General features: G+C 31.8%; 22 protein-coding genes, 1 tRNA gene and 1 pseudogene. 3 read left to right on the top strand and 21 right to left on the bottom strand.

Annotated features, from left to right (window positions below):
• Genes AJ888_RS04105 through alaS form a run of 3 tightly spaced genes read right to left on the bottom strand, consistent with a single transcriptional unit; the run spans position 1 to position 5,008 of the window.
• Entirely contained in the window at positions 1-1,932 is a 1,932-nt protein-coding gene (locus AJ888_RS04105) for a penicillin-binding protein 1A (RefSeq protein ID WP_070286222.1), read from the bottom strand.
• Positions 1,929-2,480, bottom strand: a complete 552-nt coding sequence (gene maf, locus AJ888_RS04110) for a septum formation inhibitor Maf (RefSeq protein WP_044779938.1) — start codon at positions 2,478-2,480, stop codon at positions 1,929-1,931. Before maf ends, AJ888_RS04105 begins: the two co-directional genes overlap by 4 nt.
• On the bottom strand, positions 2,480-5,008 hold the full coding sequence (gene alaS / locus AJ888_RS04115) for an alanine--tRNA ligase (protein ID WP_044779939.1): 2,529 nt from the start codon (positions 5,006-5,008) through the stop codon (positions 2,480-2,482). Before alaS ends, maf begins: the two co-directional genes overlap by 1 nt.
• 114 nt (positions 5,009-5,122) lie before the next feature.
• Here alaS and AJ888_RS04120 point away from each other — a divergent pair, with 114 nt between their 5' ends.
• Genes AJ888_RS04120 through hemH form a run of 3 tightly spaced genes read left to right on the top strand, consistent with a single transcriptional unit; the run spans position 5,123 to position 7,981 of the window.
• Complete coding sequence (locus AJ888_RS04120) at positions 5,123-6,196, top strand: DegT/DnrJ/EryC1/StrS family aminotransferase (protein WP_070296142.1); 1,074 nt, start codon at positions 5,123-5,125, stop codon at positions 6,194-6,196.
• Between the two features lie 4 nt (positions 6,197-6,200).
• Positions 6,201-7,067, top strand: coding sequence for a Gfo/Idh/MocA family protein (locus tag AJ888_RS04125; RefSeq protein WP_044794211.1), 867 nt, complete (start codon positions 6,201-6,203; stop codon positions 7,065-7,067).
• On the top strand, positions 7,064-7,981 hold the full coding sequence (gene hemH / locus AJ888_RS04130) for a ferrochelatase (RefSeq protein WP_044794210.1): 918 nt from the start codon (positions 7,064-7,066) through the stop codon (positions 7,979-7,981). The genes AJ888_RS04125 and hemH overlap by 4 nt, the downstream gene beginning before the upstream one ends.
• A gap of 66 nt (positions 7,982-8,047) precedes the next feature.
• Here the strand turns inward: hemH and AJ888_RS09425 are convergent.
• From AJ888_RS09425 to AJ888_RS04225, 18 genes and pseudogenes are all read right to left on the bottom strand, one after another.
• Positions 8,048-9,215, bottom strand: a pseudogene (locus tag AJ888_RS09425) (ammonium transporter).
• A 337-nt stretch (positions 9,216-9,552) separates the two neighbouring features.
• Positions 9,553-10,551, bottom strand: coding sequence for a tRNA 2-selenouridine(34) synthase MnmH (gene mnmH / locus AJ888_RS04145; RefSeq protein ID WP_002861230.1), 999 nt, complete (start codon positions 10,549-10,551; stop codon positions 9,553-9,555).
• Positions 10,541-11,026, bottom strand: coding sequence for an HIT family protein (locus tag AJ888_RS04150; RefSeq protein WP_002861229.1), 486 nt, complete (start codon positions 11,024-11,026; stop codon positions 10,541-10,543). The genes mnmH and AJ888_RS04150 overlap by 11 nt, the downstream gene beginning before the upstream one ends.
• 9 nt (positions 11,027-11,035) lie before the next feature.
• Positions 11,036-11,812 carry an indole-3-glycerol phosphate synthase TrpC gene (gene trpC, locus AJ888_RS04155; protein WP_002861228.1) on the bottom strand — a complete coding sequence of 259 codons (777 nt, stop codon included), beginning with the start codon at positions 11,810-11,812 and terminating at the stop codon, positions 11,036-11,038.
• Positions 11,809-13,086, bottom strand: coding sequence for a tetratricopeptide repeat protein (locus AJ888_RS04160; protein ID WP_002861227.1), 1,278 nt, complete (start codon positions 13,084-13,086; stop codon positions 11,809-11,811). The genes trpC and AJ888_RS04160 overlap by 4 nt, the downstream gene beginning before the upstream one ends.
• Complete coding sequence (locus AJ888_RS04165) at positions 13,059-13,433, bottom strand: YkgJ family cysteine cluster protein (RefSeq protein ID WP_002861226.1); 375 nt, start codon at positions 13,431-13,433, stop codon at positions 13,059-13,061. Before AJ888_RS04165 ends, AJ888_RS04160 begins: the two co-directional genes overlap by 28 nt.
• The gene (locus AJ888_RS04170) at positions 13,423-14,124 is read right to left on the bottom strand and encodes a tRNA1(Val) (adenine(37)-N6)-methyltransferase (RefSeq protein ID WP_070296143.1); all 702 of its coding nucleotides are present in this window, start codon (positions 14,122-14,124) and stop codon (positions 13,423-13,425) included. Before AJ888_RS04170 ends, AJ888_RS04165 begins: the two co-directional genes overlap by 11 nt.
• A 5-nt stretch (positions 14,125-14,129) precedes the next feature.
• A complete protein-coding gene (locus AJ888_RS04175; protein ID WP_002857548.1) occupies positions 14,130-14,279 on the bottom strand; it encodes a hypothetical protein in 150 nt (49 codons plus the stop codon).
• Positions 14,280-14,296: 17 nt separating this feature from the next.
• Positions 14,297-14,373, bottom strand: a tRNA-Arg gene (locus AJ888_RS04180).
• 28 nt (positions 14,374-14,401) lie between these two features.
• Positions 14,402-16,477 carry an elongation factor G gene (gene fusA / locus AJ888_RS04185; protein WP_002779472.1) on the bottom strand — a complete coding sequence of 692 codons (2,076 nt, stop codon included), beginning with the start codon at positions 16,475-16,477 and terminating at the stop codon, positions 14,402-14,404.
• Positions 16,478-16,489: 12 nt separating this feature from the next.
• Positions 16,490-16,960: a 30S ribosomal protein S7 gene (rpsG, locus tag AJ888_RS04190; RefSeq protein WP_002779471.1), complete on the bottom strand. Its 471-nt coding sequence runs from the start codon at positions 16,958-16,960 to the stop codon at positions 16,490-16,492.
• 69 nt (positions 16,961-17,029) lie between these two features.
• Positions 17,030-17,416 (bottom strand): 30S ribosomal protein S12, encoded by a 387-nt coding sequence (gene rpsL / locus AJ888_RS04195; protein ID WP_002782934.1) that lies wholly within the window; start codon positions 17,414-17,416, stop codon positions 17,030-17,032.
• Between the two features lie 327 nt (positions 17,417-17,743).
• Positions 17,744-19,183, bottom strand: a complete 1,440-nt coding sequence (gene aldA / locus AJ888_RS04200; protein ID WP_070296144.1) for an aldehyde dehydrogenase — start codon at positions 19,181-19,183, stop codon at positions 17,744-17,746.
• A gap of 13 nt (positions 19,184-19,196) precedes the next feature.
• The gene (locus tag AJ888_RS04205; protein ID WP_002861223.1) at positions 19,197-19,514 is read right to left on the bottom strand and encodes an L-rhamnose mutarotase; all 318 of its coding nucleotides are present in this window, start codon (positions 19,512-19,514) and stop codon (positions 19,197-19,199) included.
• Positions 19,490-20,284 (bottom strand): amidohydrolase family protein, encoded by a 795-nt coding sequence (locus AJ888_RS04210; RefSeq protein WP_002861222.1) that lies wholly within the window; start codon positions 20,282-20,284, stop codon positions 19,490-19,492. The genes AJ888_RS04205 and AJ888_RS04210 overlap by 25 nt, the downstream gene beginning before the upstream one ends.
• Complete coding sequence (gene fucP, locus AJ888_RS04215) at positions 20,268-21,524, bottom strand: L-fucose:H+ symporter permease (protein ID WP_002861221.1); 1,257 nt, start codon at positions 21,522-21,524, stop codon at positions 20,268-20,270. Before fucP ends, AJ888_RS04210 begins: the two co-directional genes overlap by 17 nt.
• A 9-nt stretch (positions 21,525-21,533) precedes the next feature.
• The gene (locus tag AJ888_RS04220) at positions 21,534-22,322 is read right to left on the bottom strand and encodes an SDR family oxidoreductase (RefSeq protein WP_002861220.1); all 789 of its coding nucleotides are present in this window, start codon (positions 22,320-22,322) and stop codon (positions 21,534-21,536) included.
• Positions 22,323-23,531, bottom strand: coding sequence for an MFS transporter (locus AJ888_RS04225; RefSeq protein WP_410002361.1), 1,209 nt, complete (start codon positions 23,529-23,531; stop codon positions 22,323-22,325).
• Between the last annotated feature and the right edge of the window lie 86 nt (positions 23,532-23,617).

Genomic DNA, 23,617 nt, shown 5'->3' on the forward strand with positions numbered 1-23,617 from the left:
TCAAAATATAATCTCACTTTCATTAAATTTCATATTTGCTTTTGGTAATGGTGATTTGGTGGTATAATAAGCACTTTCTCCTTTATAATTTCCACGATAAACTCCATTAGGAATGCTAAATTTTCTAGTTGTATCAGGGAATTTTTCTATATATTGAGTTAAAAATTCTCTAAACACAGGAGCAGCCGTTCTAGCACCACCTTCTGTATAACGCATAGGCTTGTTGTTATCATTTCCATACCAAATGATTGCTTCTATTTCAGGCGTAAGTCCACAAAACCAAGCATCAACACTTTTATTCGTTGTTCCTGTTTTTCCTGCTATTTCTATATCTTTTACTCTTGCATTACGCCCTGTGCCTTTTTCAACAACATTTCTCATCATATCTAAAACCAGAAAACTTTGCGCTTCATTGCTGACTTTACGCTCATTTGAGTTAAATTCCATGATGGTTTTACCGGTTTTATCCTGAACTTGTCTGATAATTTGAGGATCTTTAATTATACCATAGTTCCCAAACATGGTATAAAATTTCGAATACTCCAAAGGAGAAATACCAAAACTTCCCAATACGATTGATAAATTAGGCGGTATATCTTTAAATCCAAATTCCATTAGTTTAGAGTAAAGAACATCAAGCCCCATATCAAGTGCGAGATTAATGGTAGCTAAATTTCTTGATCTTGTTAAAGCTTCTTTTAAGGTAATTAAACCTAAAAATTTACCCCCTTCATTTTTAGGTTTCCAATCCTCATTATTACCCGCTCCACCTTCAAAAATTCTAGAAATATCAGCAATTTCACTCATAGGCGAATATCCTAAATTAATCGCCACTTGATACACAAAAGGTTTAAAAGAGCTTCCAGGTTGACGCATACTTTGAGTAGCACGGTTATAATTACTTTTTTCATAATCAACCCCACCTACCAAAGCTAAAACATCACCACTTTGATGATTTACCACGACCATGGCTCCGTTTAAAGTGCTTAAATTTGCATCTTTATCGCGTTTTACTATCTCATCATAACCAAATTTCAAAGCATTCTGCGCCATATTTTGAACATCTAAGTCTATATTTAAAATGATTTTATATCCACCTGTTTTTAAGTCTTTGATATTAGGGCTTAATTGTTTAATCACTTCATCTACGACATAAGGAGCAGTATTTTGAGTAAGCGTATCATCATAAACTTGCGGAATTTCTTTGATGGCCGTATCATAATCTGCTTTTGAAATCCAACCTAGATTATACATTCTTGAAATAACATTATTTGCTCTTGAAATGGAAAGATCTAAATGCTTTGTAGGATCATAACTGCTGGGTGCTTTTGGCATACCTACTAGCATAGCAATCTCTTTAAGGCTTAATTCATTTAAATTTTTATGAAAATACCCCAAAGCTGCGGTTTTTACTCCATAATACCCATGTCCAAAAAAGATAAAATTTAAATATCTTTCTAAAATTTGCTCTTTAGTTAAAATGGTTTCCATTTTATAAGCAAGCAAAGCTTCGCGAATTTTACGCGTAATAGTTCTTTCAGGGGTTAATTCCGTATTTTTAATAAATTGCTGGGTAAGAGTGGAAGCTCCTTCCATGGTTTTTCCACCGCTTTTTATGATTTTTACAGCAGCTCTAAAAATGGCATCGATATTAACTCCATTATGTTCAAAAAAGCTTGTATCTTCTATAGCAACCAAAGCTTCTATAAGGCGTGGAGGAAGCTCTTCATAAGGAGCGTAAAAACGATGTTGTTCAAAAATATTAGCCACGAGCTTGCCATTTCTATCGTAAATTTGTGTTGTAAGAGGAGGTTTGTATTCTTTAAAAGTATAACCCTCAGTATCAGCACTTGTGAAAAGATAAGCCACATAAATAAATCCAGCTATAAACAAAAGAGTAAAAAATGAAAAAATATATTTTAATATTTTCATAAATAAGCCTTTAAAGTTTGGATATCAAGCCCTAAAGCAGTGCTTAGATTTCCTACTTGTTGGGTGATGAAATTTTGATGAAAACCCTCACACATAATACAACCCGCCTTGCCTTTATAAAGATCATTTTCTACATAATCTCTTAAAGCATTTTCATCAAAATTTTTAAAATAAAGCGTAGTTTTTGAAAGAGAAAAAACTCTTTTTTCAGGTTTTACAAGCAAAAAAGCCGATAAAATACTTGCATACTTGCCATTTTGCAAGGCAAGCATTTCATAGGCTTCTTTTTTATCCTTTGCTTTGGTAAGAATTTTTTCATCTATACAAACTATACTATCTGCAAAAAGTAAATTTTGGTTTTGAAAATCTTTGCCTAAAGCACTTAAAAATTGTTTTTCTTTTTCAAGAACTATTTTTTGAACATATAAAAAAGGTGAAATATTTTTATTTAAATTTTCATCATAATCAAAACTAACTTGCCTAAAATCAATCTTTGCGGTTTTAAGCAAGTTAACCCTTGAAATGGAACTTGAAGCAAGAATTAACATTAAAGTGCTTTTTCTATCGTTTCTAAGCTTTGTTTTAAAGCTTCATCAATTTTGTTTAAATCTTTTCCACCTGCAGTAGCAAAATCATCTCTTCCGCCACCATTTCCACCTAAAATTTGCGCCGCTTCTTTAACTAAAGCTCCTGCTTTTAAAGGCGCATCTTTAACACCAGCTGCTAAAGTGATTTTTTCATCTTTTACTTGGATAAGTAAAATCACCGCTTTAGCAAATTTGTTTTTAAAATCATCAATCATAGCTTTAATATCGCCATTATCTATACGCTTTACGCAAATTTCAACACCTTGGATATTTTTAGAATCAAGCTCGGTTTTGCTTGAGTTTTTAAGCTCATTTTTTAAACTTAAAATTTCATTTTTAAGTTTCTTAATCCCGCTTAAAATATCATTATTTTTAAGCTCATTTTTTGCTTTAGAAAGTTCTTCAAGTTGATTTTTTACAAATTCTAAAGCCGCTTTAGAAACCACAGCTTCAATGCGTCTAACTCCAGCACTCACACCACTTTCTTTAACTATGTAAAAACTTCCTATTTGAGCAGTATTTTTAACATGAGTTCCTCCGCAAAGTTCCTTGCTTTCACCTAGAGTTAAAACACGCACATTGCCTTGATATTTTTCATTAAACAATGCTATGGCACCGCTTTTTTTAGCTTCTTCTAAAGGCATATTTTCTAATATAGCTTCACTTGAGTTTATAATCATTTCATTCACTCTTTTTTCAATGCTTTCTAGCTCTTCTTTGCTTAAAGCTTTATGATGAGTAAAATCAAATCTTAGTTTATTGCTTTCAACCAAAGATCCTGCTTGGCTTACATGAGAACCTAAAATTTCTCTTAAAGCATGGTGCAAAAGATGAGTAGCTGAGTGGTGGCGTGCGATTTGCTCTCTTTTTTCTGTATCGATTTTTGCATGAACCGTATCGCCAACTTTTAGTTCTTCACCTGCTTTTACAAAGCTAAGATTGAGATTAAAAAACTTTTGCGTATCTAAAACTTCACACTTAGCTATAAACCCACTATCAGCACTTTGCCCCCCACTTGTCGCATAAAAAGGTGTGTTTTCAAGCATCACCCAACCCGCATCTTTAAGGGTAGAAACTTCTTTAAAATCTTCATCTAAAAGGGCTAAAATTTTACTTTCGCATTCTGCTTTTTCATAACCTATGAAATGATTTTCTCCAAATTTTTCAAGCAAGTTTTTAAAATCTCCGCTTGCAGTTTTATCTCCACTTCCTTTCCAAGAAGCCTTAGCGCGTGCTTTTTGCTCATTCATTAAAAGTTCAAATTTTTCTTCATCAACTTTGAGGTTTTTTTCCCTTAGCATATCAGCCGTTAAATCAAGCGGAAAACCATAAGTATCATAAAGCTTAAAGGCTACTTCTCCGCTAAAAATTTCTTTGGTGTTTTTAAGCTCTTCATTAAAAATTTCAATTCCATTTTCTATAGTGCTTAAAAATCTTTCCTCTTCAAGGCGAATTTGTTCTTTTATAAAGTCTTTTTTCTCATTAAGATAGGTATAATGTCCACCCATTAAATCGCATACAACATCAACTAGTTTATACATAAAAGCTTGTTTAAAACCTAGCAAATATCCATGCCTTAAAGCACGACGCAAAATACGACGCAAAACATAGCCTCTGCCTTCTTTGTCAAAACTTACCCCTTGCGCAAGTAAAAATACACTTGATCTTATATGATCGGCTATTACTCTAAAACTTGCTCCACTTTCATAAACATAAGTTTTATTACAAAGTTTTGAAATTTCATTGATGATTGGCATAAAAAGCGAGCTATCAAAATTACTAAATTTACCTTCTTTAATCGCTGTTACCCTTTCAAGCCCCATTCCTGTATCAATACTTGGCTTTGGCAGTGAGCTAAGCACTCCATCAGCGCTTCTTTCGTATTGCATAAAAACAAGATTCCAGATTTCTAAAAATCTATCTCCATCTCCACCCATATAATCTTCGCTTGAGTTAAAATGCTCTTGTCCTTGGTCATAAAAAATCTCACTACAAGGACCGCAAGGACCAGTATCGCCCATTTGCCAGAAATTATCTTTATCGCCAAATTTGTAAATTCTTTCTTTTTGGATGTGTTTTTGCCATAGATTAAAAGCTTCATCATCGTTTTCATGCACGGTTACATAAAGTCTATCTTTAGGTAGTTTTAAAACTTCAGTTACAAATTCCCAAGCATAAGCTATGGCTTGTTCTTTAAAATAATCTCCAAAGCTAAAATTTCCAAGCATTTCAAAAAAAGTATGATGGCGTGCGGTATATCCTACATTATCTAAGTCATTGTGTTTTCCACCTGCTCTTATACAAGTTTGACAGCTTGTTTTGCGTGGAGGGTTTGGGCGTGGAATTTCTCCTGTAAATATACTTTTAAAAGGCACCATACCCGCATTAGTAAAAAGTAAAGTTGCATCATCAGGAACTAAAGGACTTGACGGGGTTATCTCATGTCCTTTTGATGCAAAAAAATCCAAATAAGCTTTTCTAATATCCATGAATTTTCCTAAAGAAATTTTTATAAAAACATATCATACCAAAATTACTTTAAATTAAGTAAAACTAAAATACAATAAACATTTTTATTTAATTTTATTTCTCTAAGGTTTTTTATGAATTTTATCAATCTTCAAGCCCAATATCTCGCATACAAAGATGAAATCAATACTGAAATTGAAAGTGTTTTATCAAGCTCTTCTTTTATAGGCGGTGCAAAGCTTAACGAATTTGAGCAAAATTTAGCTCATTTTTTAGGTGTTAAACACGCTATAGGTTGTTCAAGTGGAACCAGTGCTTTATATCTTGCCTTAAGAGCCTTAGATATTGGGAAAGATGATGAAGTTATAGTGCCTAGTTTTACTTTCATAGCAACAGCTGAAGTTGTGGCCTTAACAGGCGCAAAACCTGTTTTTGTAGATATAAATTTATCAAATTACAATCTTGATTTTGAAGCAGTGCAAAAAGCAATAACCCCAAAAACTAAAGCTGTTATAGCAGTAAGTATGTTTGGACAAATGAGTGATTTAAGGGCTTTAGAAGAAATTTTAAAAGATAAAAATATCACTTTGATCGAAGATGGTGCACAAAGTTTTGGTGCAAGTTTCAAAGGAGAAAAATCCTGCTCTATAGCTAAAATTTCATGCACAAGCTTTTTTCCTTCAAAACCTTTGGGAGCTTATGGCGATGGTGGGGCTATTTTTTGCCATGATGATGAAATTGCTAAAAAAATAAGAATTTTACTCAATCACGGACAAACTCAGCGTTATAAACATGAATTTATAGGTATAAATGGACGCCTTGACACCTTGCAAGCGGCGATTTTAAATGTTAAGTTAAAATACCTAGAAAAAGAATTAGACAAAAGACAAAAATTAGCACAAACTTATAATGCAAATTTAAAAAACTGCCAAATTCCGCAAATTGATCCAAATGCTTTTAGCGCTTATGCACAATACAGCGTTTTAGTTGAAGATAGATCTAGTGTATTGCAAAAATTTGAAAAAGCTAATATACCTTATGCTATACACTATCCAACCTCTTTGCATAAACAACCTTGCTTTAGTGAGTTTTCAAATTTAGAACTTAAAAATTCAGAATATGCAAGCAAACACATCTTATCTTTGCCTTTTTCACCTTTTTTAAGCGAAGAAGAACAAGAACAAGTTATTTATATTTTTAAAGATTAACTCCATGAAAATAGGTATCATAGGCCTTGGAAAAATGGGGCAAAACCACTTAAATGAACTTAGCAAAAATTCTCATTTTAAGCTTAATGCACTTTTTGATCTTTGCAAAAATCCAAATCTAAATATTTTTGATGATATTTTTTATGATGATTTGAATAAATTTTTAAATCAAAATAATGATATTATCATCATAGCAACACCTACAAATTCACATTTAGCAATAGCAAAAAAAGTTTTTAAACAATGCAAATGCGTTTTAATCGAAAAGCCTTTAGCTCTAAATTTAAAAGAAATAGACGAAATTTCAAATTTAGCTAAAGAATACAGCATAAAAGTAGGCGTAGGTTTTTGCGAAAGATTTAATCCTGCGGTTTTAGCCCTAAAAAAAGAGCTTGAAAATGAAGAAATTATCAGCATTAACACACAAAGATTTTCACCCTACCCGCAAAGAATCAGCGATGTAGGGATTTTGCAAGATTTGGCTGTACATGATCTTGATTTGCTTTGTTTTTTAAGCAAGCAAGAAATAACAAAAACCAATTTGCTTAAAAAATATACCCAAGATCAAACAAGAGAAAGTGAAAGCATTATTCTATGTGAGCTTGAAAAATGTATTGCTAGTATACATCAAAGTTGGAATAGCGCACAAAAACTAAGAAAAATTCATCTTATTACTAAAAATCATTTTTATGAAGCCAATTTAAATGACTTTTCTTTATTAAAAGATGGAAATTTTATAGAACTTACTCAACAAAGTCCACTTTTTTCAGAACATGAAGCTTTGTTAAAACTTATCGATAATCAACCCAATCATCTAGCTAGCACAAGCGATGCTTACAAAGTTCAAGAAATTTTAGAAAGGTTTACGTGAAATTAGTTTTATTTTTAAATATGGGCGGAGCTACAAATTTACAAGATTGTGAAGTTTTTTTAAAAAATATGTTTAATGATCCTTATATTTTAGGAATCAAAAATCGATTTTTAAGAAAATTTGTAGCATGGATTATAACAAAGGCTCGCGTTAAAGCTATGCAAGAAAACTATAAAAAAATGGGCGGAAAATCCCCTTTAAACGAACTTACTCAAAGCCTATGCAACAAGCTTAATTTAAAACAAGATGAATTTAAATTTGATTTTGTAAATCTTTATGTGCCTCCTTTTGCCACAAAAATTTTGCAAAAATACGCTTTAAATGAAAATGATGAAATCATTCTTTTTCCACTTTATCCGCACCATTCTTGCACCACAGTAACTTCATCTTTAGAAGTTCTGCAAAATGAAATTTCAAAGCAAAAAATTCAAGCAAAAGTAAAAACTATAGATATTTTTTATAAAAATGAACTTTATAATGAGATGATAATTTCGCACATTTTGGCTAAAAAAAATAAATTTGATGCCAAAATTTTGATTTTTTCAGCGCATTCTTTACCACAAAGCATTATTGACAAAGGTGATTTATACGAAAAACATGTAAATAATCATGTAGAAATTTTAAAAGAAAAACTAAAAGATCATTTTGATGAATTTATTTTAGCTTATCAGTCTAAACTAGGCCCTGTAAAATGGCTTGAACCAAATACAAGCGATGTTTTGGCAAATTTAAACGATAAAGCTTTGATTTATCCCATTTCTTTTTGTATAGATTGTTCTGAAACGATTTTTGAACTAGGTATGGAGTATAAACATTTAGCAAAATGTGATTATGATTTGATAAGTTGCCCTAATGATAGTGATGAATTTATGGAATTTATTTTAAAATATTTATCTGATCTTAACCAAGAATGAATTTGAGACCCTTGTCTATCATTTTTTTAAAGATTAACAAGGACTTTTTGGTAAAAATTTAGTTAACTAAGCCAAAGTATAAGCTTTTTCTCCGCGCAAACTCACATCTAAGCCTTTTTGTTCTACTTCTTCTTTCGCTCTTAAGTCTACAAAATAAGAAATGATCTTAAAAATAATAAAGCTTATGAGAGCTGAAAAACATACAAATCATAATAGCAAGAATTTGCTCTTTTAAAAGCTCTAAACTTCCACTGATAAAAAATCTCGCCAAGCGCATTTTAAGCAATCACATTAGGATTTACTTTAGCACTTGCAAAAAGCCCTGTAGCAATTCCTCCCCAAACACCTCCGATTCCGTGTAAAGAAAAAGTATCTAAAGAATCATCCCATTTGAGTTTGTATTTAATAAAACTCAAACCAAAATAACAAAATACAGAAAGACAAAGCTCCTATAACAAGAGAAGCATAAATATCTACATAACCGCAAGCTGGAGCAATCCCTACAAGCCCGCTAAGTCCACCTAAAATAGTTGGTTTTTTCATGGATGAGCCACTCAAGCACTACCTAAGATAAAAAGCCACAAGCTGCTGATATAATACTTAACTATAAAAGCATTGATAGTATTACCATTCATTTCACCAACGCTTCCAGCATTAAAACCCAGCCATCCTATAAAAAGCAAAATCGCACCTAAGAAAGCATAAGAATAGAATGCGCGTTTTTATCCTCATCATCGCTTTTTCCAGCACCCACCATCAAAGCTCCTACAAGTCCAGCAACCCCAGAGCCAATATGCACAACACCATCCCCAGTAAAATCAAGACTTCCTCTTTTAAGCAAAAACCCCTCGCTACTCCGAATCATATGCACTAACACATCATAAAATAAAGTACTCCAAAAAAGCAAAAATATCACCAAAACACCCAGTTTAATTCTTCCTACCAAAGAGCCTGTTATGATGTCAGATGCAATAAGTGCAAACATCATTTAAAAAATCACAAAAAGAATATTTAGAACACCTGAAGCATTGTATCCGCTAATACCCTCTAAGAGAAAATTCTCGAAATTTCCTACAAGCCAAAGTCCTTCATCTTTACCAAAAGAAAGGCTAAATCCAAGCACTACCCATTGTAAAGCAATGACACTAAAAACAATAAAGCAATTCATTATGGTATTGAATGTATTTTTACTTCTTACCATACCCAAATAAAACATTGCTAAAGCTGGAGTCATAAGCAAAACTAGCAGAGTACACAATACAATAAAACTTGAATTTACCGCATTCGCTTACCTACCCTTTCTTACAAAATATAATTACAAGATAATTATATTTAAAATGATTTAAAAAATATAAATTTAAGAAATATTTTATATATTTTTTTATAAAAGTTTATTTTTTTATTTTAAATTACTATAAATAGGGATTTAAAAAATATTTTACTTCTCTATGATTCAAATTTACTAGCATTAAAATACAAATTTGGGCCAAGCTAAAAAACAACAAAGATAAAAAAGGATTATTGTAAGATGATGAAGAAAAAATTTGATTATTTAATAAAATTATCTAATATTAAAAAAGTAATTGCGCTTTAAAATGATCTAAAAGCTCTTCTTGAGCTTTTAAAATATCATCGGTATTTAACTCAAAATCAATCTTGTCTGGTTTTTTATAAGTTTTATCATAATACTCCAAAAGCATAACAATAAGCTTTTGCCATTCTTTTTTCTCATAACTTTGAAGCAATTCTTGGCGTAAATTTAAGCTGATATAAGGGCTGATTTTTTGCACACATTGTTGAAATTTTAAAGGAGTCATTTTTTCTTGATAAATTTTTTGTATTCTTTTAACGCGATTTTCCAAAGAACAAAAACAATAAATTTTAAAAGCCTTTTGCATTTTTTCATAAAATTTCAAAGGTAAGATGATATCCCCTATTTTGCGACTTTCACTTTCTATGAAAGCAAAATTTTCTAAATTTTGCATATTGTGAAAAAGTTCTGCTTCAAAAGCTTTTTGCGTAGGTTGTTTTCCTAAAATATCACCAAAAGATGAGCCTAAATGATTTGCCATTTTTTCTAAATTTATAGCTTGTGGGAGTTGTTCTAAAAGCTCTGTTTTTCCACAGCCTGTATTGCCGCAAAGAGCAAAAAAATCAAAATTTATTTCATTTTCAAAATAACGCGTTACAAAAGTTCTATAAGCTTTAAAGCCACCTTTTAAACGCACCACTCTAAAACCAAGCTCACTTAAAATCACTGCGATAGATTTTGAACGCAAACCCCCACGAGAACAATAAATCCCCACCTTTTCTCCTATGCGAAAATTTTGAGTGATTTCTAATATATGTTTAGCGGTATTTTGACAAATATAACTCGCACCCCTAGCCTTGGCTAAAGCTTGATTTTTCTTATAAATCGTTCCTATTTCCTGATATTCTTCATCATTGAGTGCATAAAAATTTAAAGCTCCTATCAAATGAGAATGCAAAAATTCTCTAGGGCTTCTTGCATCGATTAAAAGAGAGAAATTTTCTTTTTGAAATTCTGTAAATTCAACTTCACTGAGCATTTTTAAAAGCCAAAACAAGTTTTTGATAAACTTGCTCGATATTAGTGCCACAAACCCTAGTTTCTCCTATGGTTGTGATAAAATTTGTATCTCCTGCCCAGCGTGGCACTAGATGATAATGACAGTGAAAAGCTATGCCAGCTCCTGCATCTTTGCTTAAATTCATACCGATATTGACCCCATTTGCATGGATTTGCTCTTTTAAAATTTTCACTCCCAAACGCACAAAATGGCTCATTTCTTGCCAAATTTCATCGCTTAAATTTTCTATATGCTCTTCATGTACATAAGGAATCACCATAAAATGCCCCGCAGAATAAGGATAGCGGTTCATCACTCCAAAACAATGCTTTGCTCTAAAAATCACACCTAATTCTTTATCACTTTTGATCTTATTAGTACAATCACAAAATGGACAAACAGTTTTTTCTTTTTCAAAATACTCACTCCGCCATGGTGCATACAAATATTGCATTTTCCCTCCTTAAAGCAAAGCTTTTAAAGCCTTTCCTTCATCTCCCTCACGCATAAAATATTCGCCGATTAAAAAAGCATCAACGCCTAAATTTTGTAAATGCTCTAAAAATTCTTTATTTTCTAAACCACTTTCTGCGATGATGATTTTTGAATTTGGGATTTGTGGGATAAGTTTTTCGCACAAACTCATATCCATAGTAAAATCCTCTAAATTACGATGATTGATACCGATAATATCCGCTCCAGCAAAAATAGCCTTACTCAAATCCTCTTTATCATGAATTTCAACCAAAGCCTCAAGACCTAAATGTCTTGCAAACTCAAGCAGTTTTTTAAGCTCTTTCATGCTTAGCATTTTAGCGATTAACAATACAAAATCTGCCCCATAAACCAAAGCTTCTAAAATTTGATACTCATCAAAGATAAAATCTTTTCTAAGTAAAGGAATTTGTGTATAACGGCGTATAAGACTTAAGTATTCTAAAGAACCTTTAAAAAAATGTGGCTCAGTCAAAACAGAAATCGCCGCAGCTTTGTTCTTCTCATAATTTAAAGCGATACTCAAAGGATCAAAGTCTTCTCTAATGACTCCCTTGCTAGGACTTGCTTTTTTTACTTCTGCTATGATTTTAACTTCTTTTTCTACTCTTTTTAAAGCTTTAATCACATCTTTTGGAAAGAAAGGATTTGAAGCTAAAGAACGCCCTAACATATCATAAGGAAGTTTTAGTTTGCGTTCTTTTAAATCTTCTTTTGTTTTTTCAAAAATTTTATCCAATATCATGGTTTTACACACGCCTTTATCGCTTTTATATGAGCTTTACTCTCATCAGAATTTGCAAATTCTTTATCATCTAATGTTTGTTTTAAAATTTCCCATGCTTGCTTACAATTGCCTAGTTTATAATACCCCCAAGCTAAAGAATCTAAATAATACAAATTCTGTGGATCTTTTTCTAAGGCAAGTTTCACAAGCTCTATACCTTTTTTAACATCTAAATCATAATCTATAAGCAAATATCCATAGTAGTTTAAATACAAAGCATTGCTATCTTTATCGATAGCCTGTTCGAATTTTTCTTTTACAGAATCAATTACTTTTGGAGTGATTTTTTTAGCTTCATTTGCAGCTTCAAATTCAAAAACTGCCGCTCGTAGAAGATATTCTTTATTTTTTGTTTTATGATAAAGAGCTAAACTCATTTTTTTAGCATCATCAAAGCGTTTTAAATTCTGATACAAAGCAAGTTTAATATCATCATCTAAATCATACTTCAAAGAAATTTTTAAAGCTTCTTCTGTTTTGCCTTGAGAATTTAAAAGCTCAACCAAAGCCAATGCAAAACTTTTATTTTTGGTAAGTTGATAAAGCTCTTTATATATACTTTTTAAAGCTTCGATATTTTTTTCATCAAAATAAATTTTAGCAAGCAAGACGCAAGTTTTGAGAGTGCAACCATTGGTTTTTCTTGAAAATTCTAAAACATTTTTAATATTTAAAGTATCATTTAAAATCGCATAAATTCCTATGAGTTTAAATAAAATTTCTTCGTTTTGCACTTGATTATAAGCAGATCTATAGTACTTTGTGGCATTTTTTAAATCATTTTTTTTAACCAAAATATCTCCGTAAAGCTCTAAATTTCTAGGATCACTATCCTTTTTTGTTAAAAGCTCTTTCATAAGTTTTTGAGCATTATTGATATCATTTGAATTTAAAGCATAAAGAGCACTAAGTCGCTTAAGATTGTCATTTTGATTTAAATAAGGCTTTGCTAGATTATTTAACTCTGCTTGCTTGTCAAGATTGTTTGCCAAAGTAAGTAAAAATGCATTTTCTAAAAAATTAGCATTATTATAATCTTGATAAAGACTTAAAAATTCATCTCTGGCTTCTTTGTATTGTTTATAATACTCATAATTATAAGCCTTCATAACCCTTAAATCAAAATCATTGCTTTTATATTTTGTATAATCAGGATAAACAACATTGATTTTTGAACTTCCACAAGCTGCCAAAAAAAAGGCTACTAAGACAAATAACAAATACCTATACATTCTTTTTCTAATTCCTTTTGATGTGTTTTAAAATATTCCCAAAATGGAAAAGTTCTGCATTGTTTTGGACGAAAATCGTAGATACTGCAATTTCTTTTTTGAGTATCAAAAAAAATGCAAGCAAAGCCATCTTCAAATTCGACTTCCTTAAAACTCATTTTAAAGCCCACTTTTCTCAAGTATTTTTCAGCAAATTCTTTGTTTTCTAAATTTAAATGCTTTCTTAATGCTTCTAATTCTTCCATGCTCGCAAAAATATTGCCACTTTCTCCAGTGCAACACTTTCCACCGCATTTCTCACAAGCATTTTCATCAAAAGCATAAGAAAAATTTTTATCAAATATCATAACTTTTTAACCTAAATCTTAAGTGAATTTCTTGCATTTGTTTGCTTAAAATTTCATTTTCATATACAAAAAAAGGAGGTAAAATCTCACAAGGCGATTTTGAATCTTTTTTTACCTGTATCAAAACAAGTCTTGCTTTTTTATTTTGATGTGTATGTACAAAGCAAAGCTTTGTTATTTTTATTTTCATATCTTTTAAAATAAAACAAATTTCATCTAAAGCTAAAGCTTCATAGCAAAAATACAAAGTACCATTTGGCTTAAGCATAGAATTTGCTTTAGTTAAAAAGCTATGCAAGGGTAAAAATTCCTGAAATTTACTTATAGCTTTATGCTGATCTTCACTCTTGTAAGCTCCTTGTCTATAAAATGGAGGATTGCAAACTATGAAGTCAAATTTTTTTATGCTTTGAAATTGATTGAAATCATCATGAAAAATATCGCCTTGTATTTGGTTGGATTTTAAATTTTTTTCAATCAATTTTATATTTTCTTTTTGAATATCAATCAAAGATAAACTTAAATTTGCAATATTTTTTTTAAGTAAAATACCTATGATACCACAGCCTGCACCTACATCAAAAACAGCGCCTTTAATTCCTTGTTTTAAAATAAAATCAGCTAAAATTAAAGAATCACTATTGTAACGATACCCTTGTGATAATTGTGCTAGCGTAATCAAATCTGACATATATTTTAATGCGTTGGAATTTTAATGCGTTTTGGAGGTTGTTCTTTAAATATATTTTGTTCTTTTGTTATATTATTATCTTCTTTAAAATTTACTGGGCTTTGTGCTGTCAAAAAAGAAATTACAAAAGTTATAAAAAAAGCAATTTTTATCATAATAACACCTCATAAAATGGTGTCCACGGCGAGATTCGAACTCACGGCCTCAAAATTAGGAATTTTGCGCTCTATCCTGCTGAGCTACGAGGACAGAAAGCGGGAAAAATCCCGCTAAAAATTTAACCGTTTCTTTTTTTGATGATTTCATCCGCAACATTTTTAGGAACTTCATCATAATGATCAAATTCCATAGAATAAGTCGCACGACCTTGAGTTTGACTTCTAAGATCAGTAGAATAACCAAACATTTCAGCCAAAGGACAAAATGCTGTGATGATTTTATTTCCACCACGCTCATCCATGCTATTTACTTGACCACGGCGTTTGTTAAGATCTCCAATAACATCACCCATGTAATCTTCAGGAGTTTCTACTTCAACTTTCATCATAGGCTCTAAGATTACAGCACCTGCTTTTCTAGCACCTTCTTTAAAGCCCATAGAAGCAGCAAGTTTAAATGCCATTTCAGATGAATCCACTTCGTGATAACTTCCATCATAAACAGTTACTTTAACATCTTCTACAGGATAACCTGCTAAAACACCATTTTGTAATGCTTCTTGAACACCTTTATCAACCGCAGGAATGTATTCTTTTGGAATTACCCCACCTTTGATATCATTAACAAATTCATATCCACTACCTGGCTCAAGCGGTTCAAGGCGTAAGAATACATGTCCATACTGACCACGACCACCTGATTGTTTAGCATATTTGTATTCTTGTTCAACGGTTTTTCTAATAGTTTCGCGATAAGCAACTTGTGGTTGACCTACTTCAGCTTCAACTTTAAATTCACGTAGCATTCTATCAACGATAATTTCAAGGTGTAACTCACCCATACCCGAAATGATAGTTTGGCCACTTTCTTCATCTGTAGAAACTCTAAAACTTGGATCTTCTTGTGCTAATTTATTTAAAGCAATAGACATTTTCTCTTGATCAGCTTTAGTTTTTGGCTCAACTGCAACAGAAATAACTGGATCTGGAAAATCCATTCTTTCAAGGATTACCTTATCTTTTTCACTTGCAAGAGTATCCCCTGTTAAAGTATCTTTAAGTCCTACAACAGCACCAATTTCGCCTGCGTAAAGCACTTTAATCTCTTCTCTTTTGTTAGAGTGCATTTTTAACAAACGACCAATTCTTTCTTTTTTATCTTTAGTTGAGTTATAAGCATAAGAACCGCTTTCTAAACAACCGCGATAAACACGCACGAAAGTAAGTTGTCCTACAAATGGATCTGTCATGATTTTAAATGCAAGCCCTGCAAACTCGCCATCATCGGTTGATTTTACAGAAACTTCTGTGCCATCTTCATATTCACCCTTGATATTTGCCACTTCATCAGGAGCTGGTAAATAAGCCACAACAGCATCAAGTAAAGGTTGAACCCCTTTATTTTTAAACGCTGTACCGCAAAGCATAGGAACGATAGAAAGACTTAAACATCCTGCTTTAATCCCTGTTTTAATCTCTTCAAGGCTTAATTCTTCTCCGCCTAAATATTTTTCCATCAACTCATCTGAAGTTTCAGAAACTGCTTCTATCATTTTTGTACGATATTCTTCTGCCTTTTCTTTAAGTTCAGCTGGAATTTCTTTTTCTACATAATCAGTTGGCTTAGTATCATCTTCCCAAACTAAAGCTTTCATAGTTACAAGATCGATTACGCCTTTAAAATTATCCTCAGCACCAATTGGAATTTGAAGTGGAACTGGATTAGCTTTTAAACGGTTGCGAATTTGATCTTCTACATTGTAAAAATTTGCACCGATTCTATCCATTTTGTTTACAAATACTATTCTTGGAACACCGTATTTATTTGCTTGTCTCCAAACTGTTTCACTTTGAGGTTGCACCCCACCCACTGAACAAAATACCGCAACAGCACCATCAAGAACACGCATAGATCTTTCAACTTCAATTGTAAAATCAACGTGGCCTGGAGTGTCAATAAGGTTGATTTGATGGTCTTTCCAAAAACAAGTTGTAGCCGCAGAAGTGATAGTAATCCCACGCTCTTTCTCTTGTTCCATCCAGTCCATAGTTGCAGCACCATCATGAACTTCACCGATTTTATGACTCATACCTGTAAAGAAAAGAATTCTTTCAGATGTAGTCGTTTTACCCGCATCGATGTGAGCAGCAATACCGATATTTCTAACTTTCTTTAAGGGAGTACTTCTTGACATACACACTCCTTCTTACCAACGATAGTGAGCAAATGCTTTATTTGCTTCAGCCATTTTATAAGTATCTTCTTTCTTCTTAAATGAAGCACCTTTGCTATTAGCAGCATCTAAAAGCTCGGCTGCAAGTTTATCAATCATAGTTCTTTCACTTCTTTTTCTTGCAAAAGAAATAATCCAACGAATCGCCAAAGCTTGCTGTCTAGCAGGGCGAACTTCTACTGGAACTTGATAGGTTGCACCACCTACACGACGAGATTTCACTTCTAATAAAGGCTTGATATTTTCAATCGCATCATTAAAAATATCAATACCTTTTTTCTCGCCACCTTTTTTATCAATAGCTTCCAAAGCACCATACATAATTGTTGTAGCTGTGCTTTTTTTACCATCATACATTAAAGAATTAATAAATTTTGTGATTACTTTATTACCATAAATCGGATCAGGCAAGACTTCTCTTACCGGAGCTTTTCTTCTTCTCATTATTTTTCCTTCAAATTTTAAATTTTACTCAAACAAAATCAAATCTAACGGATTTGTCTGTATGAATGATTATTTTGCAGCGCCTGCTTTAGGGCGTTTAGCACCATATTTAGAACGAGAAACTGTTCTTTTTGCAACACCTGCTGTATCAAGAGCACCACGAACGATGTGATATTTAACCCCTGGTAAGTCTTTTACCCTACCGCCACGCACTAAAACAATGCTGTGTTCTTGCAAGTTATGACCTTCACCGCCGATATAACTGATCACTTCAAAGCCACTAGTAAGTCTTACTTTGGCAACTTTTCTTAACGCTGAGTTTGGCTTTTTAGGTGTTGTAGTATAAACCCTAGTGCAAACTCCCCTTCTTTGTGGACAATTTTTAAGCGCTGGAGATTTAGATTTTTCTAAAACTTTTTTGCGCTCTTTTCTAACCAATTGATTTATGGTAGGCACAATAATTCCTTTCTTTAAAAATGTAATAAACTTTGGATGATATCTAAAATTTACTTACAAAAATATAAACTAGAAATAATTTAAATGCTTTTAAAAATTTTTATAAAATAAACCTACATAATTTACATTAATATTTATAAAACATAAACTAATTTTTAATTATTGTTTTACTTATAAAAATAATCTTACTCATTTTAGACAAAATGAAAAATTCCAAAATTGATTTTAAGAAATTACTAAAAAAGTGTTTAATCCATAGTTATAAAGCATCATACTTGATTCCAAGATTATAATAACTCCTATCTAAAAATTTAGATAGGATAAAAATCATTGTTTATTAGTATTATACTGCAAATATACCACATGGGTAGCTAAATATTCTTCAAGACCATGTTTTCCGTCAGCTCCGCCTATGCCACTTTTTCTAAAGCCTGCATGAAAACCTTGCATAGCCTCAAAATTTTCACGATTAATATAAGTTTCACCAAATTTAATTTCTCTGCTAGCTCTCATTGCTATATCTAAATTTTGTGTATAAATAGAACTTGTAAGACCATATTCACAATCATTTGCCATATCAATAGCTTCATCAAGTGTATCAAATTTAGCAATAGGCAAAATGGGAGCAAAAATTTCTTTTTGCATAATTTCATCCTCATGCTTAACATTAGTAAGAACACTTGCAGGAAAATAATACCCACTTGTATCAGTGATTTTTCCACCGCATTCCACAACTGATCCTTTAGCACTAGCTCTTTGAAGCATTGCTAAAGCATTATCAACCCCTGCTTGATTGACCAATGGTCCCATATCAAAATCACCTTTTAAGGTATTTCCAACACTTACCTTACTCATGGCTTTTACAAATTTATCTACAAATTCATCATAAATGCTTGTATGCACATAAGCTCTTTCGACACAATTACAAACCTGTCCATTATTGCAAATTCGACTTGCCTTAATCGCTTCTACCGCCAAATCAATATCCGCATCTTTACACACTATAGCAGGAGCTTTTCCGCCAAGTTCTAAAGAAACTTTTATGATATTTTTAGCTGCAGCTTCCATTACTCTAGCCCCTGCTTCAACACTTCCTGTAAGACTTACCATGCCTATATTTTCATTGCTTGATAATTCATGTCCTACTACACTACCTTTACCTGCAACCAAATTAAACACACCTTTTGGCAAAGAACTTTGCGAAACAAGTTTTGCAAATTCAAAAGCATTGTTTGGAGTTTCACTACTTGGCTTTATCACTATAGTATTTCCTGTTAGCAAAGCAGGCGCCATCTTTCTTGCGATTAAGAAAAATGGAAAATTCCAAGGTAAAATTCCACCAATTACCCCAATAGCACTTTTATATAAATATATATGCTCATTAGCTCTATCGCTTTGTATGATTTTACCCTCATATCTTCTAGCCCATTCGGCCGTATAATCCATATAATCTGCTGTAAAATTAACCTCCACACTGGCTAAAGCTCTAGTTTTTCCTTGCTCTTGCATTAAAATTTCTGTTAAGAAGTTAGCATTTTTGCGTATTAAACTAGCTATTTCTCTTAAATGATTTGCCCTCTCAATTGCTGGCTTAGCCTCCCAAGATTTTTGTGCTTTTTTGGCTGCTTCAATCGCTCTTTTAGCATCTTCTAAAGAAGCACTTGCTACTTTTGAAATGACTTCTTTAGCAGCTGGATTTAAAACTTCGATAAAATCCCCATTATGTGGGATAAATTCCCCATCAATATAATTTAAATAAATTGTCATTTTTTCTCCTTTTTTAGTCTAAGTGAAACACTTCTTCCATATTTAGCCACTTTTGTCCTGCATAACCTAAAGATATTTGACAAGGATCTGTTACTTTCCACCATTTTTGCGTGTTTTCATCTCTTATCATCTTAGCCATATCTGCTTCAAAATCAGCACCTACATATTCAAAATATGCAAATAAATATTCTCCAAACAAATAAATGGAATAATTTTGTATATTACATTCTTTAATCATCTCACAGACCCCTTCATAAGGCTTTGCATGAAGATTTTTATATTCTTCTATTTTTTCCTTTTTTATCTTTATGATTTGACCATATCTTTGCACCTGTCCTCCTTATAAATTAATAAAGCATTTTTATAAAATATTTTATCTAGATCATCAAAAATTTTACTTTCTATAATAAGCTTAGCCCACTTAGCTGGAGCTATTTTTGCCACAGGATAATTACTACCAAATATGAATTTATCTTCACTAAAATTTTCTTTTAAAAAAGTGAAAAGATCATAAATAAATTCTTTTGGGGTTTGTTCCGAAAAATCATCTGCAACCGAAAGCTTAATATATAAATTTGGAAATTTTTTCAAAAGAATTAAATCTTTTTTATACTCATTTAAACGATCCATTTTTGGACTTCCTAGATGATTTAAAACCACTTTTAAATTTGGATTTTTATTTAAAAATTTTTCTAAAAAACTGAGTTCTTCATTTTTCATACAAGCTTCAAAAGATATATTAAAAGTTTTTAAAATTTCTATTTTTTCTTCAAAATCTACTTCGAATAACCTTTTAGCTCCTTTTTTACTTACATGCATTACCTCTCTAAAAGAATTAAGTTCTTCTTTATGTTTTAAATCCGCTAGACAAAGCAAAAGATTATGAAGCTTTTTTTGCTCTAAAGCAAATAAAGCTTCTTTTTCTAAATCATCGCTATTAGTTTCAACATACATAGCACCTATAAATTCAAATTCTTTATATTCTTGTTTCATCCTAAAAAAATCATAATTTTGCTCTAACTTTTCATCGTCTTTTATCCATGAAATAGGTATTTTTTCCAAATCCCAAAGGTGCAGATGAGCATCAAAAATCTTTTGCATTTTTTCTCACTTTTGAGCCTATAAAGCCATACCAAGACACATATAAAAACAAAGGTGCCATTGCTAAATATCCAGTGCCTGTACCATAATGATCATTAATAAAGCCTATAATTATAGGCATAATTGCTCCACCTACTATACTCATCACAAGCAAAGATCCGCCTAGTTTTACTTGATTTAAAGGTAAATTTTTTGTTGCTACCGCAAAAATAGTAGGAAAAGAAATAGACATAAAGAAAAATAAAGCTATTAAAAGTACTATGCTAAAAAACCCGCTAGCAAAATACAAACTAAAACATATAAGCACATTGATTAGAGAATAAAATCCTAAAATTTTTTCACCTTTGATTATCTTCATCAAAGGAGTAGAAACAATGCGTCCCAGCATAAATGCAACCAAAGCTATAGAAAAATAATAAGCACCTTGCGCATCTTTTAAACCTTCATTATGTTCCACAACATAATTGATAAAAAAAGCCCCTGCTACAACTTGATTGGCTATATACAAAAACTGCGCTAAAAGCCCTAAGTTAAAATGTCTGTGTTTAAAAACATATATAGGCTTAGAATCATCTTTTTGCTTATAATCATCACTTACCGCACTTCCTTCTGGAAGCTTATTTGCAACAAAAGCAATTAAAATCAAAATAACAATGACAGCAATTCCTATATAAACAAGCTGGACATTTCCCATATTAGCTACTAGTGCAGCTTCAATTTGCTCCGCACTTGCACCTTCTTCTTGTTTTGTAATAGATAAAAATAAAGCTCCACCTATAATAGGTCCTACAAATTGCCCCAAACCATTAAAACTTTGCGCAGCATTGATTCTAAAGCTCGCATTTTTTTCATCACCAAGCTTTGTCATGTAAGGATTTGCGCTAGTTTCTAAAGAACCAATACCACAAGCTAAAATAAAAAACGCAAACAAAAACAAATGAAAAGAAGCCAAATTTGTAGCGGGTATAATAAGCAAAGCTCCTATGGCATAAAGAGCTAAGCCAAAAATGATTCCCATTTTATAAGAAAATCTATTGGCTATATAACCTGCGGGTAAGGCTATGATAAAATAAGCACCAAAATAAGCAAACTGTAAAAAGCCACTTTCATGCTGGCTAATATGAAGATGATTTTGAAAATTTTTATTCATCACATCAATAAGTCCATAGCTTACTCCCCATAAAAAGAAAAGAGAAGTTACCAAAACAATGGCTACTTTTATATTTTTAGAATCAGTCATTTTTACTCCTTAATTTTCATCCCAATTTAATGCTCTATCTAAATGTACATAACCTCCATCTGGCATTAAAATTTGCCCTGTAGTATGTGAAGCAAGAGGGCTAAGTGTAAAAACCGCTGTATTTGCAATTTCCTCTATGGTAGTAAAACGATGACCTAAAGGTATAGCTTTTGCGATTTTTTCATATTGTTCTTTAGGATTAGGAAAATTTTGCAGCCATTTTTCATAAAGAGGAGTCATAACTTCAGCAGGAGCTATGGCATTTACTCTAACGCTATCTTTAGCAAAAGCACAAGCCCATTCCCTAGTAAAACCAATTTGAGCCGCTTTGGCCGAAGCATAAGCTGAAGTTCTTCCTTGTCCTGTGATGCCTGTTTTACTCACTATATTTAAAATGCTGCCTTGCTCTTTTTTAATATAAGGCAAACACTCTTTTGCCATAGCATAATAATGAAAAAGATTGTTTTCGTAAGATTTAATCAAATCTTTAGTACTTGTGTTTTCAATATGCAAATTATCATTTGCACCTGCATTATTTACAAGTGCATAAATTCCACCATGTTTTGTAGCGACCTTTTTTACAAGCTCTTCAATTTGCTCATAATTTTTTAGATCGATCTCGTAAAATTCATAGCTTTTGCATAAATTTTTTAATTCCTCATCGTGCTCTTTAGGCATAGATCTTGAAAAAACTACAGGAATTCCACCCTCCATAGCCCATAATTTAGCAATGCCATAACCAATACCCTTAGCGCCACCTGTAATAATACAAATCTTATTTTTAATTTTCAAATCCATTTATTCTCCTTTATCTAAATTTAAAGTCATTTTTAAATGCACTAATACCAATACGCCTAAAATTGCTATTAATGCTAGTACTATAAGTCCAAACTCGACCCCAAAATGATTTTCTATATATGTTTTTAAAGTCGGTGCGACAAAACCACCTAAATTTCCTAAAGACCCTATAAGTGCAATAGCAGCTGCACCACCTTTTCCCTTTAAAACTTGAGTTGGCAAATTCCAAAATATAGGCTGAATTACGATAAAACCTATAGCAGCTAAGCTAATAAAAAATAAAAATGGTGCTAAATTTGCAACAAAAGTCGAAGCTATCATGCTTAAACTTGCTAATAATAAAAATAAAATCGCATATAAATTCCAAGAGCGTTTTTTATCAGCTAATGAGGTAAATATTGGCAAAGCAATAAAAACAAAAATCCAAGGTATGGCATTTAAAAGTCCGACTTCAAAACCCACATTTATTTGCAATATTTGAGCTATTTTACTTGGTAAATAAAAAAGAACACCATAAACACTTAATTGTATGCAAAAATAAATAAATACAAATTTCCATACTAAAATACTTTTAAAAATATCCTTAATAGAATAATCTTTTGCCTTTGAATTACAAATTTCTATATTTTTTAACAAAACAGCTTTTTCTTTTACATCCAACCATTTAGCATATTTTGGGTGAGAGTCAAGATAAAACAAACAAAAAACACCCACCAAAACAGTAATTCCGCCCTCGATTAAAAACATCCACTGCCAATTTTTAAAATACATATTTGGTGCATAATCAAGTATAAAACCGCTAATTAAAGAACCAAAAACAAAAGCAATTGGAACTCCCATTTGATAAATTCCATAAGCTTTTGATCGATATATAGCTGGGAAAAAATAACTAAGGTATAAAATAATGCCTGGACTAAAACCTGCTTCAGTTAAACCCAATAAAAATCTTAATACATAAAAACTTGTTTCTCCTTGTATAAAAATCATAGCCATAGTTACAAGTCCCCAAGTGATCATTATGCGACTTAACCAAATCTTAGCTCCTAATTTATGCAAAAGCAAATTTGAAGGCACTTCAAATAAAGCATAACCAACAAAAAATATCCCAGCACCCAAAGCATAAGCAGCCTCGCCGATGCCTGCATCAATTTCTATATGAGATTTAACAAAACTAATATTTGTTCTATCAAGCATGGAAAGACAAAACATTAAAACAATCAAAGGCAAAATACGCCAAGATATTTTTTTACATATTAACTTTAACTCTATTGAATTTTATGCTCCATCCTTTACTC

It is taken from the genome of Campylobacter sp. BCW_6467 (genome assembly GCF_001762855.1).
GTDB lineage: Bacteria > Campylobacterota > Campylobacteria > Campylobacterales > Campylobacteraceae > Campylobacter_D > Campylobacter_D jejuni.

What these genes read in the sequence shown, in the direction of transcription:
- AJ888_RS04105 (WP_070286222.1), bottom strand. Translation starts at nt 1,932, where the DNA reads ATGAAAATATTAAAATATATTTTTTCATTTTTTACTCTTTTGTTTATA.
- maf (WP_044779938.1), bottom strand. Translation starts at nt 2,480, where the DNA reads ATGTTAATTCTTGCTTCAAGTTCCATTTCAAGGGTTAACTTGCTTAAA.
- alaS (WP_044779939.1), bottom strand. Translation starts at nt 5,008, where the DNA reads ATGGATATTAGAAAAGCTTATTTGGATTTTTTTGCATCAAAAGGACAT.
- AJ888_RS04120 (WP_070296142.1), top strand. Translation starts at nt 5,123, where the DNA reads ATGAATTTTATCAATCTTCAAGCCCAATATCTCGCATACAAAGATGAA.
- AJ888_RS04125 (WP_044794211.1), top strand. Translation starts at nt 6,201, where the DNA reads ATGAAAATAGGTATCATAGGCCTTGGAAAAATGGGGCAAAACCACTTA.
- mnmH (WP_002861230.1), bottom strand. Translation starts at nt 10,551, where the DNA reads ATGCTCAGTGAAGTTGAATTTACAGAATTTCAAAAAGAAAATTTCTCT.
- AJ888_RS04150 (WP_002861229.1), bottom strand. Translation starts at nt 11,026, where the DNA reads ATGCAATATTTGTATGCACCATGGCGGAGTGAGTATTTTGAAAAAGAA.
- trpC (WP_002861228.1), bottom strand. Translation starts at nt 11,812, where the DNA reads ATGATATTGGATAAAATTTTTGAAAAAACAAAAGAAGATTTAAAAGAA.
- AJ888_RS04160 (WP_002861227.1), bottom strand. Translation starts at nt 13,086, where the DNA reads ATGTATAGGTATTTGTTATTTGTCTTAGTAGCCTTTTTTTTGGCAGCT.
- AJ888_RS04165 (WP_002861226.1), bottom strand. Translation starts at nt 13,433, where the DNA reads ATGATATTTGATAAAAATTTTTCTTATGCTTTTGATGAAAATGCTTGT.
- AJ888_RS04170 (WP_070296143.1), bottom strand. Translation starts at nt 14,124, where the DNA reads ATGTCAGATTTGATTACGCTAGCACAATTATCACAAGGGTATCGTTAC.
- AJ888_RS04175 (WP_002857548.1), bottom strand. Translation starts at nt 14,279, where the DNA reads ATGATAAAAATTGCTTTTTTTATAACTTTTGTAATTTCTTTTTTGACA.
- fusA (WP_002779472.1), bottom strand. Translation starts at nt 16,477, where the DNA reads ATGTCAAGAAGTACTCCCTTAAAGAAAGTTAGAAATATCGGTATTGCT.
- rpsG (WP_002779471.1), bottom strand. Translation starts at nt 16,960, where the DNA reads ATGAGAAGAAGAAAAGCTCCGGTAAGAGAAGTCTTGCCTGATCCGATT.
- aldA (WP_070296144.1), bottom strand. Translation starts at nt 19,183, where the DNA reads ATGACAATTTATTTAAATTATATTGATGGGGAATTTATCCCACATAAT.
- AJ888_RS04210 (WP_002861222.1), bottom strand. Translation starts at nt 20,284, where the DNA reads ATGCAAAAGATTTTTGATGCTCATCTGCACCTTTGGGATTTGGAAAAA.
- fucP (WP_002861221.1), bottom strand. Translation starts at nt 21,524, where the DNA reads ATGACTGATTCTAAAAATATAAAAGTAGCCATTGTTTTGGTAACTTCT.
- AJ888_RS04220 (WP_002861220.1), bottom strand. Translation starts at nt 22,322, where the DNA reads ATGGATTTGAAAATTAAAAATAAGATTTGTATTATTACAGGTGGCGCT.
- AJ888_RS04225 (WP_410002361.1), bottom strand. Translation starts at nt 23,531, where the DNA reads ATGTTTTGTCTTTCCATGCTTGATAGAACAAATATTAGTTTTGTTAAA.